The sequence below is a fragment of the Streptomyces daliensis genome (genome assembly GCF_054782395.1).
This window is the reverse complement of the sequence record NZ_BAAGSO010000074.1, coordinates 1-2,644: the sequence shown is the minus strand read 5'-3', so window position 1 is coordinate 2,644 and position 2,644 is coordinate 1. Positions and strand designations below refer to the sequence as shown.

General features: G+C 69.2%; 3 protein-coding genes and 1 CRISPR repeat array. Of the genes, 1 reads left to right on the top strand and 2 read right to left on the bottom strand.

What is annotated here, in order from left to right:
• The first annotated feature begins 135 nt into the window (after positions 1 to 135).
• Positions 136 to 372, top strand: a complete 237-nt coding sequence (locus ACYVOO_RS16765) for a hypothetical protein (RefSeq protein WP_461016445.1) — start codon at positions 136 to 138, stop codon at positions 370 to 372.
• A gap of 129 nt (positions 373 to 501) precedes the next feature.
• Positions 502 to 956: a CRISPR direct-repeat array (repeat unit 28 nt; unit sequence GGACCACCCCCGCCTGCGCGGGGACCAC).
• A 273-nt stretch (positions 957 to 1,229) separates the two neighbouring features.
• Here ACYVOO_RS16765 and ACYVOO_RS16760 read toward each other — a convergent pair.
• The gene (locus ACYVOO_RS16760) at positions 1,230 to 1,472 is read right to left on the bottom strand and encodes a DUF397 domain-containing protein (RefSeq protein ID WP_461016444.1); all 243 of its coding nucleotides are present in this window, start codon (positions 1,470 to 1,472) and stop codon (positions 1,230 to 1,232) included.
• Between the two features lie 292 nt (positions 1,473 to 1,764).
• Positions 1,765 to 2,547 (bottom strand): aminotransferase class IV family protein, encoded by a 783-nt coding sequence (locus ACYVOO_RS16755; protein WP_461016443.1) that lies wholly within the window; start codon positions 2,545 to 2,547, stop codon positions 1,765 to 1,767.
• Positions 2,548 to 2,644 lie beyond the last annotated feature (97 nt).

Here is a 2,644-nt window from a genome sequence, read left to right as displayed (position 1 = left end):
CCTGCGCATACCGCATGCTTCCGGCCTACCGCAGGGATCACCGCACGTCACCATCCGACACCAACCCGAAAACCTCAGTAGTAACCGGGGCACGACCACGTGGTGCACTTTTCGCGTCCCCACGGGGAGGCCGTAATGCAGGACTTGGTGGGCCTGTCGCGCTCGCGGAAGTTGTGCTGTGAGTGCGGGGAGTGGAGCGCGGATGCGGTGCTGGTGCAGGTCATCGAGTCGGGGTCGGGTCCTGGCGGGCTGCTCTACGCGTGCCGTGCACCGTGCGCCGTGATCTGCGCGGGCCGCCACTGCGCCCCGGACTGGTTGCGGGCGCAGTACCTCGATGACTCCGGCGGCCAGGCGGGGGAGGCGACACCATGAGGGGCCGGGCCGACGTCGTCCTCTACTGGCTCGCCGTAGCCGCCCCGCTGGGCGCACTCTGGTACGCCACCACACCGGGCCGATGAGGTGGGGGCGCTGCGAGCTCGCTTTTACGCTGGCCCGCAGCCCCCATCCCCGCCGCCTGCGCGGGGACCACGTGCGGATGCGGCCGAGTTCGGCCGCCTGCCGCGGACCACCCCCGCCTGCGCGGGGACCACGACCCGCAGGCGGGTGCGGAGCATCTCGGCGGCGGACCACCCCCGCCTGCGCGGGGACCACTCGCCGCGTGCTCCGCCCGCTGTTGGATCACAGGGACCACCCCCGCCTGCGCGGGGACCACGCGAGCTGTTCGGCTAGCCGGTCCTCTCCGCTCGGACCACCCCCGCCTGCGCGGGGACCACATCTCATCCACGGCCCACGGGTCGCGGAATCGCGGACCACCCCCGCCTGCGCGGGGACCACAGGTCGGCCAGGGCCTTCTTGCGCGCGTGGTTCGGACCACCCCCGCCTGCGCGGGGACCACCCGACCAGCTCCACCTGGAGGGCGTTGAGGGTGGGACCACCCCCGCCTGCGCGGGGACCACCCTTGCTGACCTGCGCTTCCTCAGGCGCTTTGCCAAGTTGTGACCGTCAGGGCCTCATTGCGGACCATGGCTGTCCTCAGCCCCTCCCTGTCAGCGCGAATGGCAGCTCCCATGGGGCCAGAGTACGGAAATCCATCTGCTGTCGTCGGCCGATGACGCACCGCATCGGCGGACAGAGCGGTTGAGGCCAGCGTGGATGAATACGAGGCTGGCCCCTCTCCCCTTGTTACAGGCAGGGGGAGACGGGTCAGCCGTCGTTGCGGGCTCTTCGGGTCAAGAGCGGTTGAAACGGCCCTCGTTCATGCCGGTGATGAAGCCGGTGAAGGCGTCGGGCGTGAACAACAGCGCGGGTCCGGCGGGGTTCTTCGAGTCGCGAATGCCTATACAGGAGTGCGTGCGGGTCACGTCCGCTACCTCGACGCAGGAACCGCCTGTGTCGTTGCTGTAGGTGGACGCCTTCCAGGCGGCATCTGCAAGCGCATCAGCCATCAGTGCGCGTCCGCTCTTTGTGGTCACTTGTGCGGTCCTTCCAGGTACTCAGAGGACAGATCCCGTGCGGCCGAAGGCAGACTCACGCACCGAAACCCGGTGTCGTTGTCCCACATGGTGGCGCTCGCCGTGTTCCAAAGCGATGGTGCCGCGCACTGGGTTCGATGCTCTCGCTCCGACCTTCCCACCGGGAGACCTGGCGCGGGTTCACGCCGACCAGCTCCGCGAACTCCTTGCCGGTCTTCCGCATGGCCTTCCGTGACAGTCCCACCTCGCGGCCGGCCCACCTGACCCACCTGGTCACCCCCGGCAGGGCGTTCTACGGAGCTTCGCCGGGGACCGACAGGTAGGTCTCCTGGAGCTGGCTCAAGGTGGGGTGTTCGGTGGGGAACTCGGTTCCGTCGATCGCGGAGAGGGGCCTGACGCCGATGCTCGTGTTCGTCGCGAACGCCGCAGCCATGCCTTTGGCCTCCTCCAGGGTGACGGTGGCCGTTCGATACTCCGCGTGCCGCTGGAGCAGTGCCATAGTGACGCCGGGGAGCACACGGGCCTGCGGCCACACCACAGTGCCTTCGTGGTCGACAAAGCCGACGTTCCAGGTCCCGCCCTCGCTCACGAACCCGTCCGGGCCGACGAACAGGGCGTCGTCGTAACCGGCGAGCTGCGCGGTGCGGCGGGCGTGCAGCGCCCCGAAGAGCCCGCAGTGCTTCACTTCGGGCAGGTCGCGGACGTACGGCACGCTCATCGTGCGCAGCGGTTCCGGGGGCATCGCGCCGGCGCCGCGTACGGACACCAGAATGTGCGGCTCGTCGGCATCCGCCGGGTGCCCCACCTCGACCGTCGGATCAGTGAGCGTGACGCGTACGACGCACGGCCCGCTCTGTCCGTCCAGGGCCTGGCGGACGTAGTCGCGGACGAGGCCGGTGTCCAGCTCGGCGCCCCACACCGTCTTGCAGTCCCGCACCAGGCGTTCCATGTGCAGGGCCAAGCCCCGGATGCTGCCGTCGGCGTCGACACGCATGGAGGTGAAGTGCGCGTAGGACGTGAGCGCCAAGGGGAGCAGGTCGGCTGCGGCTACGGGCGATCCGTCGAGTTTCACCATGCGGCTCAGCATCTCAGCTTGTGCTTTATCCTCCGGGCCGGGATCGCTCTTTGATCGACTCGGGTCGTTTCGCCGTTTTTCCGACGTCGTGGTGGGG

Bases quoted from the DNA above. Each gene is read 5' to 3' on its own strand.
- ACYVOO_RS16755 (WP_461016443.1), bottom strand. From the start codon at position 2,547: ATGGTGAAACTCGACGGATCGCCCGTAGCCGCAGCCGACCTGCTCCCC.
- ACYVOO_RS16765 (WP_461016445.1), top strand. From the start codon at position 136: ATGCAGGACTTGGTGGGCCTGTCGCGCTCGCGGAAGTTGTGCTGTGAG.